The sequence below is a fragment of the Vulcaniibacterium thermophilum genome (genome assembly GCF_007923255.1).
In the GTDB taxonomy this organism is placed as follows: Bacteria; Pseudomonadota; Gammaproteobacteria; order Xanthomonadales; family Xanthomonadaceae; genus Lysobacter_F; species Lysobacter_F thermophilum.
In genome coordinates this window covers 34453-48512 of record NZ_VOHJ01000011.1, presented here as the reverse complement: position 1 = coordinate 48512, position 14060 = coordinate 34453, and the positions used below count along the sequence as shown (strand labels likewise).

Annotated in this window: 11 protein-coding genes; 4 read left to right on the top strand and 7 right to left on the bottom strand. The window is 71.7% G+C overall.

The window, feature by feature from the left end; all coding sequences use genetic code 11:
* Positions 1–5: 5 nt before the first annotated feature.
* From FQY64_RS06450 to FQY64_RS06435, 4 genes are all read right to left on the bottom strand, one after another.
* Positions 6–218: a zinc-finger domain-containing protein gene (locus FQY64_RS06450; RefSeq protein WP_146473078.1), complete on the bottom strand. Its 213-nt coding sequence runs from the start codon at positions 216–218 to the stop codon at positions 6–8.
* A 122-nt stretch (positions 219–340) separates the two neighbouring features.
* Positions 341–1048 (bottom strand): pirin family protein, encoded by a 708-nt coding sequence (locus FQY64_RS06445; RefSeq protein ID WP_146473076.1) that lies wholly within the window; start codon positions 1046–1048, stop codon positions 341–343.
* A complete protein-coding gene (locus tag FQY64_RS06440) occupies positions 1045–1629 on the bottom strand; it encodes a YceI family protein (RefSeq protein ID WP_146473074.1) in 585 nt (194 codons plus the stop codon). The genes FQY64_RS06445 and FQY64_RS06440 overlap by 4 nt, the downstream gene beginning before the upstream one ends.
* A gap of 11 nt (positions 1630–1640) precedes the next feature.
* Positions 1641–2225, bottom strand: a complete 585-nt coding sequence (locus FQY64_RS06435; RefSeq protein WP_386112754.1) for a malonic semialdehyde reductase — start codon at positions 2223–2225, stop codon at positions 1641–1643.
* Positions 2226–2323: 98 nt separating this feature from the next.
* Between FQY64_RS06435 and FQY64_RS06430 the strand changes: the two genes are divergently transcribed.
* The gene (locus tag FQY64_RS06430; RefSeq protein WP_146473072.1) at positions 2324–3289 is read left to right on the top strand and encodes a mitochondrial fission ELM1 family protein; all 966 of its coding nucleotides are present in this window, start codon (positions 2324–2326) and stop codon (positions 3287–3289) included.
* An 80-nt stretch (positions 3290–3369) separates the two neighbouring features.
* On the opposite strand, the gene glnE is transcribed toward FQY64_RS06430, so the two are convergent.
* Positions 3370–6189 (bottom strand): bifunctional [glutamate--ammonia ligase]-adenylyl-L-tyrosine phosphorylase/[glutamate--ammonia-ligase] adenylyltransferase, encoded by a 2820-nt coding sequence (gene glnE / locus FQY64_RS06425; protein WP_146473070.1) that lies wholly within the window; start codon positions 6187–6189, stop codon positions 3370–3372.
* 254 nt (positions 6190–6443) lie between these two features.
* Between glnE and FQY64_RS06420 the strand changes: the two genes are divergently transcribed.
* The 3 genes from FQY64_RS06420 to FQY64_RS06410 all read left to right on the top strand — a co-directional run bounded on the left by FQY64_RS06420 (position 6444) and on the right by FQY64_RS06410 (position 11485).
* Positions 6444–9218: a tetratricopeptide repeat protein gene (locus FQY64_RS06420; protein WP_146473068.1), complete on the top strand. Its 2775-nt coding sequence runs from the start codon at positions 6444–6446 to the stop codon at positions 9216–9218.
* A gap of 178 nt (positions 9219–9396) precedes the next feature.
* Complete coding sequence (locus tag FQY64_RS06415) at positions 9397–9972, top strand: hypothetical protein (protein ID WP_146473066.1); 576 nt, start codon at positions 9397–9399, stop codon at positions 9970–9972.
* 16 nt (positions 9973–9988) lie between these two features.
* Positions 9989–11485, top strand: coding sequence for an XVIPCD domain-containing protein (locus FQY64_RS06410; protein WP_146473064.1), 1497 nt, complete (start codon positions 9989–9991; stop codon positions 11483–11485).
* 120 nt (positions 11486–11605) lie between these two features.
* Here the strand turns inward: FQY64_RS06410 and groL are convergent, their stop codons facing one another.
* Positions 11606–13240, bottom strand: coding sequence for a chaperonin GroEL (groL, locus tag FQY64_RS06405; RefSeq protein WP_146473062.1), 1635 nt, complete (start codon positions 13238–13240; stop codon positions 11606–11608).
* Between the two features lie 144 nt (positions 13241–13384).
* Positions 13385–13672: a co-chaperone GroES gene (gene groES / locus FQY64_RS06400; protein ID WP_146473060.1), complete on the bottom strand. Its 288-nt coding sequence runs from the start codon at positions 13670–13672 to the stop codon at positions 13385–13387.
* Positions 13673–14060 lie beyond the last annotated feature (388 nt).

The window sequence follows — 14060 nt, the reverse complement described above, 5'->3', positions numbered from 1 at the left end:
GCGGCTCAGTCCTCGAGGACGTAGACGGCCCCGCAGTAGGGGCACTTGCTTTCGCGCTCGGCCTCGATCGGCAGGAACACGCGCGGGTGCGAGTTCCACAGCGCCATCGACGGCATCGGGCAGCTCAGCGGCAGATCGGCGCGGCGCACCGTGTAGCGGCGCTCGGCATTGGACTGGACGTTCCTATCCTGCGTAGGGCGGTTCGCTTCGGCGGACATGGCGGGCCGGGGAGTCGGAGGATGCGCAAGTTTACCGCCCGGCGGCGGCGGAGCCGCACCGGGCGGCGCGCGAGCACCCGGAACGCCGCCGCGCGCCTTCGGGCGTCATCCCCGCGCAAGCCTCACCGCGGCAGGTCGAACAGCAGCGCCTCGGCCTCCTCCGCGCCGTGGAAGCCCAACGCGAGCTCGCCCGCTTCGTCGACCAAGCCGAGCGCATCGCCGGCGCCGAGCGTGCGATCGCTCAGCGCGATGCCACCGCGCGCCACGTGCAGCCAGTAGCGCCGCGCCGGATCGAGCGCGCGCGCGGCGGTGTCGCCCTGCCCCAACCGCACCGCCCACACGCGCGCGTCCTGGCGGATCGGCAGGCTGTCCTCGGCGCCGTCGGGCGCGGCCAGCAGCGTCCAGCGGCCACGCTCGCGCCCGGCGAACGCGCGCTGCGCATAGGCTGGGCGCATGTTGGAGCGCGCCGGCTGGATCCAGATCTGCAGGAAGCGCACGGGTTCGGCGTCGGAGGCGTTGAACTCGCTGTGCCGGATGCCGTGCCCGGCGCTCATCCACTGCATCTCGCCAGCCGCGATCACGCCGCCGCCGCCGCTGCTGTCGCGATGCGAGAGCCGGCCCTCCAGCACGTAGCTGAGAATTTCCATGTTGGCGTGGCCGTGCTCCGGGAATCCGGCGCCGGGCGCGACGCGGTCCTCGTTGATCACGCGCAGCGCGCCGAAGCCCATCCACGCCGGGTCGTAGTAATGCCCGAAGGAGAACGTGTGCCGGCTGTCGAGCCAGTCGGCGCGCACGTGGCCGCGCGCGGCAGCGGGACGTTCGACGATCACGGCGCCATCCCGGCGTCGCCCACCGCCTCGGTGCTGATGCGGATGGTGACCTCGTCGCTGACGTTGGGCACGCCGCGGCCGAGGCCGAACTCGCTGCGCTTAAGCGTGGTGCTCGCATCGAAGCCGGCCATCGGCTTGCGCGTCATCGGATGCTCGCCGACCTTGTTGACGACGACGTCCAGCACCACCGGCCGCGTGACGCCGCGCACGGTGAGATCGCCCGTGACTTTCAGGCGGTTCGCGCCCGCCGCTTCCACCCGCGTGCTGCGGAACGTGATCGCCGGGTGGCGGGCGGCGTCGAAGAAATCCGCGCTGCGCAGGTGCTCGTCCAGCTTGGGCACGTGCGAATCGAGCCCGGTCAGCGGCAGCGTCACCTCGACCCTCGACGCCTCGGGCTTCTCGGCGTCGTACACGATCGTGCCCTCGACCTCGCCGAAGTGCGCGACCGGATTGGAGAAGCCCAGGTGGTTCCAGCTCGCGATCACGCTGGTGTGGGCCGGGTCGATGCGATAGCTGCGCGGCGCGGCGTGCGCGGAGGCGACGGCGGCGAGCAGGACGGCGAGCGCGACGGACTTGAGCATGGCGGTCTCCTTCAGAGGATGCGCGCGGCTTCGTCGAACGGAAGCCGGGGCGAACGGGGGAACAGGGCCTCGCGACGGCCGTAGCCGAGATTGACCAGGAAGTTGGACCGGATCCGCGTGCCGGCGAAGAACGCCTCGTCGACCTTGGCGTTGTCGAAGCCGGACATCGGACCGCAATCCAGCCCGAGCGCGCGCGCGGCGAGGATGAGGTAGGCGCCCTGCAGGCTGCCGTTGCGCAGGCAGATCGTTTCCAGCTCGCGTTCGGACTTGGTGTCGAACCAGCCCTTGGCGTCGGTGTGCGGGAACAGGTAGGGCATCTTCTCGAAGAATGCCAGGTCGTAGGCGACGATCACCGTCACCGGCGCGCGCATGGTCTTGGCGAGATTGCCCTCGTCGAGCGCGGGGCGCAGCTTCTCCTTGGCCTCTTTGGACTTCACAAACACGAAACGCGCGGGCGACGAGTTGGCGCTGGTCGGCCCCCACTTCAGCAGCTCGTAGAGCTGGTGCAGGGTATCGTCGCTTACCTCCCCGCTCAGTTCGTTGTGGCTACGGGCGGTGCGGAACAGCGTGTCGAGGGCGACATCATCAAGCCTCATCGGCAACTCCTTCGGGCGAGCGAACGGTAAGGCCACGAAGTGTAGAGTCTGCATCGTCGCGCCCTCCCGCCGGGCGCCAGAACGGATCGATCCGCGCGGTGAAACGAGTCTGTGCCGACCACGACGCCTGGGTGCTGAGCGACGGCCACGCGGGCAACGTGCGGCAGGCGTCGGCGCTGGCGAGCGCGCTGGGGGTGCAGGCGCGGGCGTGGACGTTGCAGACGCAGGCGCCGTGGCGCTGGTTCGCCCCGCGCCGACTGCCGGGGAACGCGCGCGCCTGGGGCGAGCCGTTCCGCACCGCGTTGCGCACGCCGCCGCGACTGGCGATCGGCTGCGGCCGGCAAGCCGCGCTGGCGACCCGGCTGTTGCGCGAGCGCGGTTCGCGCACGGTGCAGATCCTCGATCCGCGCATCGCCTGCCGGCACTGGGATCTGGTCGTCGCTCCCGAGCACGACGGCCTGCGCGGCGCCAACGTGATCACGCTGCTCGGCAGCCTGCATCCGGTGGACGAGGCGTGGCTGGCGGCGGCGCGCGAGGCGTTCGCCGGCTTCGCCGCCCTGCCCGCGCCGCGCGTGGCGCTGCTGGTGGGCGGGCCGAGCGCGCATGCGCGTTTCGCGCGCGAGGACTTCGCGCACTGGACCGCTGCGGTGGCCGCGGCGATCCGGCACGCGGGCGGCAGCCTGCTGCTCACCACCTCGCGCCGCACCCCGGCGGACGCCGTCGCGGCGGTGCGCGCGGCGGCCGACGGTCTGCCCGGAGTGCGCTGGAGCGACCCGCGCGACGGCGCCAACCCCTATCCCGGACTGCTGGCCTGGGCCGACGCGATCGTCTGCAGCGCCGACTCGGTGAACATGCTCTCGGAAGCGGCGGCGACCGCCGCGCCGCTGTACGTCGTCGGCGCCGCGAAGTTGGACGGGCGGCCGCGGCGGTTCGTCGATGCGCTGCTCGAGCGCCGCCGCGCGCGCGCGTTCGACGGCACGCTCGCGCCGTTCGCGGCGACGCCGCTGCGCGAGACGGCGCGGGTGGCGGCGGAAGTGCGGCGCCGGCTGGACCTGGCCGGTTGACCTGGCGTCCGCGGGACGCACGAACGCGCGACTGCGCCCGCTCGTCCCGCGAAGGGCGCGCGCGAACGCGATGAGGCGGTCTACGGCGGCGCCGCAGGGCCCTTTCCCTCCTCGTCGCGATCGAACCGCAGCCCGCACGCCGCCACCGCCGCCCGCACCTGCGCGCGCGCGGTTTCGATGGTCTCGTCGTAGCGCACGCGCCGAGGCTGGCGGTCGAGGGTACTGGCCAGCCCGCGCGCCAGCAGGACCGCATGCGCCTCATGCAGGCGCGCGGCGATGTCCGGCGCCAGCACGCCGGCCCGCGCGGCGGCGTCGATCAGCCGCGGCGTGGTGCGCGGCGCGAGCAGCGCCGGGTGCGCGTGCGCGTGCTCAAGCACGATGGCCTGCAGCAGGAATTCGAGGTCCACCAGCCCGCCTTCGCCCTGCTTGAGATCGAACGCCGCGGCATCGCTGCGGTCGAGCTCGGCGCGCATGCGCCGGCGCATGTCGCGCACGTCGGCGCGCACCGCCGCGGGCTCGCGCGTGCGCCCGACGGTGCGCGCGCGGATGTCCTCGAACTCCGCCAGCAGCGTCGCATCGCCGGCCACGCCGCGCGCGCGCACCAGCGCCTGGTGTTCCCAGGTCCAGGCGCGTTCGCGCTGGTAGTCGGCGAACGCGTCCCGGGTGGTGACCAGCAGGCCCTTGGCGCCGTCGGGCCGCAGGCGCACGTCGACGTCGTACAGCCGCCCGGCCGCGGTCGCCGTGCCGAGCAGCGCGACCACCTTCTGCGCCAGCCGCACGAACCAGCGCGCGGCGTCCAGCGCGCGCGCGCCGTCGGACACCGCCGCCTCCGGCGCGTGGTACAGGAACACCAGATCGAGGTCGGAGCCGAACCCCAGCTCCTCGCCGCCCAGACTGCCGTAGCCGATCACCGCGAACCGCGCCTGCGGCACACGCCCGTGGGCGGCGGCGACTTCCGCCTCGGCCAGCCGCAGCACGCGCGCCACCACCGCGTCGGCCAGCCATGCCAGCCGCTGCGCGCAGGCCACCGCGTCGGCGCGGCCGTCGCGCAACGCGAGAGCGATGCGGAACCCCAGCGCCTGGCGCGCCTCGTTCAGCGCCTGCAGCACCGCTTCGGCGTCGTCCCCCTCGACCGCCGCGCACGCGGCGTGCAGCGCGGCGCGGTCGGGCACCTCGCCGGCCACGCGCGCGTCCAGCAGCTCGTCGAGCAGCAGCGGGTAGGCGGCGACGCGCTCGGCCAGCAGCGCGCTGTGCGCGACCGTGTCCACCAGCCGCGCCAGCGCCGCCGGCTGTTCGTCGAGCAGCGCCAGATACGCGCTGCGACGCAGGATGTTCTGCAGCAGCGCCAGCACGCGCCGCAACGCCAGCATCGGGCGGCCGGACGCCGCCGCGGCCTGCAGCAGCGCCGGCACCACGCGGTCCAGACGCGCCCGCGCGCTGCCCGACAACCCGCGCACGCCGGGGCTACGCGCCAGATCGCGCAGCAGGCCGTCGGCGTCTTCGACATCCTCGAACCCGGCGTCCGCCAGCGCCTGCGGCTCGCCGTGGTCCGGCAGCGCCTGCCAGTAGCGCGCCAGCGCGTCCGGCGGCGCACCGCGATCGCGCGGCGCCAGCAGCGCCTCGAACTCGGCGCCCACCGCCCTGCGATGGCCGTCCAGCGCGGCGCGGAACGCGGTCCAGTCGGCGAAGCCGAGTCCGCGCGCCAGGCGTTCGCGCGCCTCGTCCTGCTCCGGCAGGCGATGCGTCTGCGCGTCGGCCCACATCTGCAGGCGATTCTCCACGCGCCGGAGGAAACGGTACGCCTCCGCCAGCGCCGCGCCGGCCTGCGGCGCGATCAGCCGCTGCGCCACCAGCGCCTCCAGCATCGGCAGCAGCGCGCGGCCGCGCAGCGCCGGTTCGCGGCCGCCGCGGATCAGTTGCAGCGCCTGCACCAGGAACTCGATCTCGCGGATCCCGCCGGGGCCGCGCTTGATGTCGTCGGCCAGCTCCTTGCGCGCCACCTCGGCGGCGATCGCCGCCTTCATCGCGCGCAGGCCGTCGAGCGCGCCGAAATCGAGGTAGCGGCGGTAGACGAACGGCCGCAGCGTCTCCAGGAACCGCTCGCCCGCTTCGATGTCGCCCGCCACCGGGCGCGCCTTCTGCCAGGCGTAGCGCTCCCAGTCGCGGCCCTCGCGCTGGAAGTACTGCTCCATCGCCGCGAACGACCATGCCAGCCGCCCCACGCTGCCGTGCGGGCGCAGGCGCAGATCGACCCGGTGGCAGAAGCCGTCCGCGGTGACCTCGTCGAGCAGCCGCGCGAGCTGCTGGCCGAGCCGGGCGAAGTAGGCCTCGGCGTGCAGCGCGCGCGCGCCGTCGGATTCGCCCTCGTGCGGATAGGCGTAGACCAGGTCGACGTCGGAGCTGAAGTTCAGCTCGCCGCCGCCGAGCTTGCCGAGCGCGAACACCACCAGCCGCTGCGCTTGCCCGTGCCCGTCGCGCACCACGCCATGCCGCTGCGCGAAGTCCGCCTCCAGCGCGGCGAGCGCGGTCTGCAGGCAGCGCTCGGCCAGCCGCGTGGTGCCGGCCAGCGTGGTGTCGACATCGTCCAGGCCGAGCGCATCGCGCCAGATCAGCCGCACCGATTCGGCGGCGCGATACCGGCGCAGCAGCGCGGGCCACTCCGCGCGCTGCTCGGGCGCCAGCGCGGGCGCTTGCGCGGGGCCCGCGCCGTCGTCCGCCAGCAACCGGGCCAGCAGCGCGGGCTGGCGTTCGAGCACGTCGATCGCCCACGCGCTGACCTCCGCCAGCCGCGCGACGCGCGCGGCGGCGCCGGAATCCCACGGAATGCCCTCGCGCGCGGCGAGGGCCTGCAGTCGCGCGACGGCGCGGTCGCGCGACGGGTTGGCAACGGCGGTCGTCATCCGCGGATTGTCGCCTGCGGGCAATAAAAAGCCCGCCCCGGTCGAACCGGTAGCGGGCCTGCTCCCTCCCCCACGTCGGGATGCGGGGCCATCGTGAAGGAATCGTTAGAGGGTTTGCACGCTGCAGCGCAAAATAGAAACCGCCGGTTCACTAAAGCCACGAATCCGACACCGGCGCCGGTGTCCGGGGGCGCACGCCTTGACCACCCCCGACCAGCCGCTAGGCTGCGCGCTTTCCGCCAGGGACGACGGCCGTGGGCAATCGCGCGTATCTGTATCTGGGCACCGAGGAGAACGTCCGCCACGGTGGCGGAAGCCTGTTCGCCGAAGCGAACAACCTGTTCCCGACGTTGTGGCGCGTGCTGCTGGCCGGCGGCGGGCCGGGCGCGGCGAACACCGATCAGCGCGTGTTCGGCGATGCCGGCACGCCCGGCCTGATCGCGAAGGCCGCGCCCGCGTTCGCGCGCATCGACGCGATCGCGGCATTCGTGCGCCGACACCCGCGCGCGGCACGGCTGCCGTGGCTGCCGATGCACTTCGACGCGCTCACCGCCTGCCTGCGCGAGCGCTGCACCACGCTCGGTGCCACCGACGGCACCGGCCTGCACTTCTCCGCCGATCTCGACGAACTGTCATGGCTGACCGGGGAACCGGCGCACTTCATCGACGAGGCGCGCGCCGACTGCGATGCGCTCTGGGACGCGCTGCAGACGGCGATGCGCGAAGACGACCACGCCGCTTTCGATGCGCTGCTCGAACTCGACGCCTACGGCGACGGCTACGCCGGTCCCGACGCCTGGTGGTGGCAATTCGGTTTCGGCGGCATCGCGCATCCGTACTTCGACACGGACACCCCGCGCGAGGTCGCCTTCGACGCGTTCGAAGCGGTCGATCCGTTCCTGCACGAAGGCTGCGAAGCGTTCCGCCAGGACGGCCGCTGGGGCCTGCGCCGACGTGCCGAGGCCGACACCGGCGCGCCCGCCGAAGTGCTGATGCCCGCCGAATGGGATGCGATCGAATCCGCCGGCAACGACGCGCCCGATCTGCTGTGGGTGCGACGCGACCGCCATTGGGGCCTGTTGCGCGTGGAGCACGACTGCGCCGTGCTGCTGCGCGCGCCGGATCTCGATGCCGCGTGGGATTTCCGGACGTTCGATGGGGACCGCCTGCTCGCGCCCGCCGCGTGGCGCGGGCACTGGGGCCTGCTCGGCACGGACGGCGTATGGCACACCGCCCCGGAGCGGTACGTGCCCGCGATCGAGGAGATGACCGGCTTCCACGCCACCGTCTCGCCCGCGCTCGGCGGCGGCCGCTACGGCTTCGTCGATGCCGACGGCTGGCGGGTTCCGCCGCAGTTCGAGGACGCCGAATGGGATCCTCTCACCGACGCATGGCGGGTGGTCCGCGACGGTCGCCACGGCCTGCTGCACGCCGACACGCAACCGTGGATCGCGCCCGCGTGGGACGCGCTGCAGGTGCTGCCGCAGGGCGCCGGCGTCCTCGTCCAGCGCACGGGCCGCTGGGGCCTGCTCGACCGCGACGGGCACGAGCGCATCGCCCCGCGCTACCGCACGCTCGAGCCGCTCGCGCCGGCCGGCCAGCCGCTGCGGTTGCTCGCGCGCGAACGCGCGCTCGGGCTGATCGACCTCGACGGCCGCGTGCAGGTGCCCTTCGAGTACGACTCGATCGAGCCGTTCCCCGCCGTGCGTGTGCGCAGCTCCGACGACGGCTGCCCGCACCTGCTGCGCATCGGGCGCGGCCGCGGGCGCAAGCGCCGCTACGGGGCGTGGGATCTGCGGCGCGGTGCGGAAGTCGTTGCGTGCACGCACGAGGCGCTGTGCGCGTTCGTCGCCGGGCGCAGCGCCGACGGCGCCGACATCGTCTTTCTTGCCCAGCGGCCCGCGCCCGATGCCGGCGGGCGCATGCGGCTGCTCGGCGTGCTGGATGCCGACGGCCGCGAGCGCCACCCCATCGACTTCGTCGAGATCGAAGGCCAGCGCGCGCGCAATGACGCTGCGTTGCCCGCCATCGCCGACGCGCTCGCCGCGCGCTGGCGCGAGGACGCGCCGGCAGTGGCGGTCGACGCCGCCGGCCAGCGCTGGCGACTGCACCGCGACGGCCGTCGCGAGCACCCCGCGAACGCGCTCGAAGCGGCCGCGCTGGCCGGCGACCGACGCGCCGCCTACCAGCGCGCCTGTCTCGCGCTCGACGCTGGCGATGCCGCCGCCGCGCGCGAATGGTGCGCACGCGCGGCCGGCTTCGCCCCGCGCACCGCAGGCCTGCTCGGCCGCCTGCGCGGCCGCGTCGACTGGACCCCGCGCGAAGTCGCCGACGACGGCCTGCCCGAGGCCATGCACCGCCTCGCCCGCCTGCTGCTCGACGGCGAAGGCGGCGACCCCGAACCGGCGGCCGGCCGCGCCTGGCTCGAACTGCTGCTGCAGCGCGCGCGCAACCACCGCGACGCGCATGTGGAGCTGGCCGATCTGTACGACGAAGGCATCGGCGGACCGCAGGACCTGCCCGGCGCGCTCGCGCTGTACCGGCGCGCGGCGCTGATGAACGACGCCTACGCGCACTACCGTCTCGGCTGGGCCTGCGAGCACGGCCGCGGCACGCCGCGCGATCCGGAAGCGGCGCTCGTCCACTATTGCGACGCCGCCCGCCGCGGTGAGACCGCCGGAGCGCACCGTGCGGCGCTGGTGCTGCTCGAACTGGCGCAGCACGCCGCCCCGGACACGGCATCACCGCTGCGCCGCGAAGCGTACGAGTGGCTGCGGCCCCTGGCCGACGACACCGGCTACGCCTGGCGCGCCGACGTGCTGCGCCGGTTGGGCGAACTGCACCTCGGCGACGACCCGCACCTGCGCGACGTCCACGCCGCCGAACGCCGCCTGCGCGAGGCCGCCGAGCTGGACGACGCCGCCGCCATCGACCTGCTGATCGCACTGCACGAAGACGCCACCGGCGACCGCCACGACCCGGCGCAGGCCGCCCGGTGGCGCGAGCGCAGGCGGGCGCTCGCCGATTGAGCATCGGTGCGTGTTGCCGGCTCGCTTGTATAGTCCCGACCCAGAACGCCATGCCTCAAGGACGACCCGCATGTCCTGCCGCAATCGCACCCCGTTTCTCGCCTTGCTCCTGCTCGGCGCATGCGCGCATGCGCCCATGCACCCGCCTGCCGGCTCACTTTCCAGGGAGGAACCCGCCATGACCTCGCCCACCCCTACGGAATCCGATGCCACGCCGATCCGGCCCAAGCTGACGGCGGAGGAGGCATTGACCCGTCTGCTGGAGTTGATTCGCACGAGCAGAACCCTGAGCGATTTCACACCCGAGCGGGTGAGTCAGGTGATGGGGGTCGAGCTGGACCGCTCGGCGGATGGGTACCGCTACTACGAGCGCGTCGCGCCCCGGTGGCTGCACGGTTTCGACTACAGCGCGAAGTACGGCCGGTTCATGTTCAGCTTCGATCCACAGCCGCCGGGCACCTCGCCGGACATGACGGACATCTGTCAGCTCGATGTAGACCGGTTCTCGTCCGAACTGGAGGCGATGGGCTTCTCGAAACAGGCGTACTACGACTCGCCGCCCCAACCCGCCTACGATCCGGACACGGGCACCTATGACGACTCGCCGAGGCAAGGCCGTTTGATGAAGTACACCTTCGACAGGATGCAGGATGGCCTGCTCGAAATGCGGATCGATGTGTACCCACGCGGCGAAGCCAACGATCCACCCGAGAAGGTGCTGCACGACTGCATCAGCATGATCCGCATCTTCTGATTCATGGAGGAACGGGATGTCCACCCTCAGCCCGCAGGCACGGACCATCGTCGCCGCGTTCGGCCGCCAGCCCGGTGTCACCCAGGATCAACTGAACAACCTGCAGGCCGCCATCCAGGCCTCGCCTGTCCTGATCGACCAGATCAACGCGGCCGTCGCCCAGGGCCATCTGAAGACGATCGTGCCGCTGACCAACCCCAACGCCGGCGGCGAGTACGATCCGATCGACCGCGCCATGCGGCTGCCGCTGGCCCCGTTGACGACGCCACCGCCCGGGTCACGTCAAAGCCAAACCGCGCTGGAGAATGCAGGTGAAATCACCTTCGTACTCGGCCACGAACTGCAGCACGGCTTCAACCGCGCCGCCACGCAAAAATCCAACGCCGATTTCGCGAATGCCGTGCGCCGGATCGCCGAGCGCGATCTGGCGCCGCGCGACTACACCGCACCGCTCGCCGCGCGTCTGGCGCAGAACCGCCGCGACGAGGCCAGCGCGCAGATCGCCGGCTGGAATGCGCTCGTCAGCCGGGTCAGGAGCACGAATCCGAACCCGAGCCTGCAGGACATCTATGACGCCCAACCCGGCAGGACGGCAGACTTCATCGACCGCAATGGCGCGGTTTACACCCTGAAACCCGGCCTCACCCTCAACGCCGACCTCAGCCTGAGTCCCTCGCCCGCCAACGTGGAGGCGATGGGCCGAAACTTCTTCGACAAGGCCGCTTCGGACGCCAAGCTGGGCCCGCTCGGCCGCTCCGACTACGTCAACTACTACGCCCGCAGCGCGGTGAGCTACATCGCCCAGATGGAGCGCCACTTCCACCCGCCACGGCCGGGCACGACCTCGCCGCAGATGGCGCTGGACCTGGCACGGCTGCGGTTGAGCGAGAAGCTGCTGGAGGAGAACGGCATCGACCTGGGCAGGCACACGCAACCGCTGCCGTACTACGACCTCGGCACCCGGCCGCCCGGCGCGCGCCTGTTCCAGCACACGGCGGGCACGCACCGGCATGTCTGGCCCATCGAGACGGCCGAACGGTTGCGCGACGAAACGCCGGCTGCCCGGGCGCGCACGCCCGCCGACCCCGGTCATCCCGACCACGCCTTGCTGGAGAAGCTGCGCGAGCGCGTGCGCACGCTCGACCGCGAGGCCGGCAAGGGTTGGGACGAGTTCAGCGAGCGACTGGCCGGCAGCGCGTTGCTCATGGCGAAGAAGGCGGGGTTCACCGCCGAAGACGAGCTTGTCCTTGCCTTCAACCGGCCAACGGACACCCACGCGGCGGGCGAGATCCTGCATCTGGCGCGCACCGGCCCGCATGCCAGCGCCGACCCGGCCGCCAACCGCACCCACATGTTCACCGCCGACGCGCTGTCGCAACCGGCCGAGCAGCGGTATCGGCAGGTGGACGATCTGGAGCGGGCGCGGCAACGCGAGCTGCTGGCGCCGGCGGCTCCGATGCATGCCGTGGAGGTGGAGGGTCCCGGGCGAGGCGGGCGGGCGATGGCGATGTAGTCCGTTGGCCCATCGGCGCTTGTGCCATCGACGCGTTGTGCCATCGGCGCGCAGCCGCGCATGGAGAAAGGCCCCGCCGAAGCGGGGCCTTTCGGGTACCAAGGAACGAGTGCGAGCGGATCAGAAATCCATGTCGCCCATGCCGCCCATGCCGGCGCCGGCGGCCTTCTCGTCCTTCTTCGGCAGCTCGCCGACCATCGCCTCGGTGGTGATCATCAGGCCGGCGATCGAGGCGGCGTTCTGCAGCGCGGTGCGGGTCACCTTGGTCGGGTCGAGGATGCCCATCTCGAGCATGTCGCCGAACTCGCCGGTGGCCGCGTTGTAGCCGAAGCTGCCGTTGCCTTCCTTCACGCGGTTGACGATGACCGACGGCTCCTCGCCGGCGTTGGTGACGATCTCGCGCAGCGGCGCTTCCATCGCGCGCAGCGCGATCTGGATGCCGTGGTTCTGGTCGTCGTTGCTGCCCTTGAGCTCGGCGATCGCAGCGCGCGCGCGCAGCAGCGCCACGCCGCCGCCCGGCACGATGCCTTCCTCGACCGCGGCGCGCGTCGCGTGCAGCGCGTCCTCGACGCGCGCCTTCTTCTCCTTCATCTCGACCTCGGTCGCGGCGCCGACCTTGATCACCGCCACGCCGCCGGCCAGCTTGGCCACGCGCTCCTGCAGCTTCTCGCGGTCGTAGTCGGAGGTGGTCTCCTCGATCTGCGCCTTGATCTGCTTGATGCGCGCCTGGATGTTGCTGGCATCGCCGGCGCCGTCGATGATCGTGGTGTTCTCCTTCGAGACCACGACCTTCTTGGCGCGGCCGAGATCCTTCAACGTGGCCTTCTCGAGCTGCAGGCCGACTTCCTCGGAGATCACGGTACCGCCGGTGAGGACGGCCATGTCTTCCAGCATCGCCTTGCGGCGGTCACCGAAGCCCGGCGCCTTGACCGCGCACACCTTGACGATGCCGCGGATGGTGTTGACCACCAGCGTGGCCAGCGCCTCGCCCTCGACTTCCTCGGCGACGATCAGCAGCGGCTTGCCGGCCTTGGCGACGCCCTCGAGCACCGGCAGCAGGTCGCGCACCGAGCTGATCTTCTTGTCGTGCAGCAGGATGAACGGATCCTCCAGCTCGGCCTGCATCGACTGCTGGTTGTTGATGAAGTACGGCGACAGGTAGCCGCGGTCGAACTGCATGCCCTCGACCACGTCCAGCTCGTTCTCCAGGCCCGAGCCGTCCTCGACGGTGATCACGCCTTCCTTGCCGACCTTGTCCATCGCCTTGGCGATCAGATCGCCGATGTTCTGGTCGGAGTTGGCCGAGATCGCGCCGACCTGGGCGATCTCCTTGCTGGTCGAGCACGGCTTGCTGATCTTCTTCAGCTCCTCGACCGCGGCGGTCACCGCCTTGTCGATGCCGCGCTTGAGGTCCATCGGGTTGAAGCCGGCGGCGACCGCCTTCATGCCCTCGCGGATCATCGCCTGCGCCAGCACGGTGGCGGTGGTGGTGCCGTCACCGGCGTTGTCGGAGGTCTTGGAGGCGACCTCCTTCACCATCTGCGCGCCCATGTTCTCGAACTTGTCGGCCAGCTCGATCTCCTTGGCGACGGACACGCCGTCCTTGGTGATCGTCGGCGCGCCGAAGCTCTTCTCGAGCACGACGTTGCGGCCCTTCGGGCCGAGGGTGGCCTTGACGGCATTGGCGAGGATGTTGACGCCGCGCAGCATGCGGGTGCGCGCGTCCTCACCGAAACGGATCTCTTTGGCAGCCATGGGTGTTACTCCGGTAATCGAGAATCGGGAATGGAGAGTCGTCGAAAAAAGGGCGATCGGCGCAGGAACCGGCGAGGCGTAGGAACGTCAGCGCGGGCGCTGGAACGATTCCCGATTCCCCATTCCCGATTCCCGCGCGGTCGATCAGCCGAGGACCGCGAACACGTCGTCCTCGCGGACCACGAGGTACTCGGTGCCGTCCAGCTTCACCTCGGTGCCGGCGTACTTGCCGAACAGCACCTTGTCGCCGACCTTGACCTTCGGGGCGCGCACGCTGCCGTTGTCGAGCACCTTGCCCTCGCCCACCGCGACGACCTCGCCCTTGATCGGCTTCTCGGCGGCCGTGTCCGGGATGACGATCCCGCCGGCGGACACCTTCTCCTCTTCCATGCGCTTGATGACCACGCGGTCGTAGAGCGGCTTGATGTTCATTGGCAACCTCTAAGTGGTTGAAGTATCGAGGGAAATCGCGAAGCTTTAGCAGTCTCCGGAGGCGAGTGCCAACCGGCGGCCGCGAAAAAGCCCGGCGAACCGGGACGGGTGCGAGATGGGGGGGCCGCGCGGCCTTTCAAGGGGGCGAGCAGAACTTTTTTCGCATCCCGGCAAACCGCGACCGGCCGGCGCAGGTCCGCAGGGCGCGCGCGGCGGGCGCGCAAAAGAAAAGAGCGCGTCCGCTGGAACGCGCTCTTTTTGGTCCGTGGCAGGCCGTCCTAAGCGCGGCGCTGTCCTGCGCCCTGCCCTCGTACCGACGGCTTGTCGCGCCAGCTCCCTGCCGGCAAGGCCAGTGTTTCGCGGCGGCGGGCAAATTGCCAGCGACGTC

Excerpts from the sequence above, each read along its gene's own strand:
- FQY64_RS06450 (WP_146473078.1), bottom strand. The coding sequence starts at position 218 with ATGTCCGCCGAAGCGAACCGCCCTACGCAGGATAGGAACGTCCAGTCC.
- FQY64_RS06440 (WP_146473074.1), bottom strand. The coding sequence starts at position 1,629 with ATGCTCAAGTCCGTCGCGCTCGCCGTCCTGCTCGCCGCCGTCGCCTCC.
- FQY64_RS06435 (WP_386112754.1), bottom strand. The coding sequence starts at position 2,225 with ATGAGGCTTGATGATGTCGCCCTCGACACGCTGTTCCGCACCGCCCGT.
- glnE (WP_146473070.1), bottom strand. The coding sequence starts at position 6,189 with ATGACGACCGCCGTTGCCAACCCGTCGCGCGACCGCGCCGTCGCGCGA.
- FQY64_RS06415 (WP_146473066.1), top strand. The coding sequence starts at position 9,397 with ATGACCTCGCCCACCCCTACGGAATCCGATGCCACGCCGATCCGGCCC.
- FQY64_RS06410 (WP_146473064.1), top strand. The coding sequence starts at position 9,989 with ATGTCCACCCTCAGCCCGCAGGCACGGACCATCGTCGCCGCGTTCGGC.
- groL (WP_146473062.1), bottom strand. The coding sequence starts at position 13,240 with ATGGCTGCCAAAGAGATCCGTTTCGGTGAGGACGCGCGCACCCGCATG.
- groES (WP_146473060.1), bottom strand. The coding sequence starts at position 13,672 with ATGAACATCAAGCCGCTCTACGACCGCGTGGTCATCAAGCGCATGGAA.